We start from the raw sequence: 436 nt of genomic DNA on the forward strand, positions 1-436 counted from the left end.
GGTTGTTTGCATGCAAAAAAGCCCCGGCGAAGAACGCCAGGGCTTTCGACAATTGAAACTTACGCGGCGCAGGCGAGGCCCGCGCCTGGATGATCAGGCGGCGGCCGAAACGGCGTCGGTCGAAACCTGCGAGATCGTCTTCAGGATCTGCGAAGCGATCTGGTAGGGGTCGCCCTGCGAGTTCGGGCGGCGATCTTCCAGATAGCCCTTGTAGTCGTTCTTGACGAAGGAGTGCGGAACGCGGATCGAGGCGCCGCGGTCGGCGACGCCGTAGGAGAATTTGTTCCACGGCGCGGTCTCGTGCTTGCCGGTCAGGCGCTTGTCGTTGTCCGGACCGTAGACAGCGATGTGATCCATCAGGTTCTTGTCGAACTGCGCCATCAGCGCCTCGAAATAGGCCTTGCCGCCGACTTCGCGCATATAGGCGGTCGAGAAG

The 436-nt window shown here is 61.5% G+C and carries 1 pseudogene; it reads right to left on the bottom strand.

What is annotated here, in order from left to right:
- Positions 1–93 precede the first annotated feature (93 nt).
- Positions 94–436 (bottom strand): annotated as a pseudogene (locus EOA24_RS40865) (glutamine synthetase); the annotation flags it as partial.

Source organism: Mesorhizobium sp. M2A.F.Ca.ET.039.01.1.1 (assembly GCF_003998035.1).
In the GTDB taxonomy this organism is placed as follows: domain Bacteria; phylum Pseudomonadota; class Alphaproteobacteria; order Rhizobiales; family Rhizobiaceae; genus Mesorhizobium.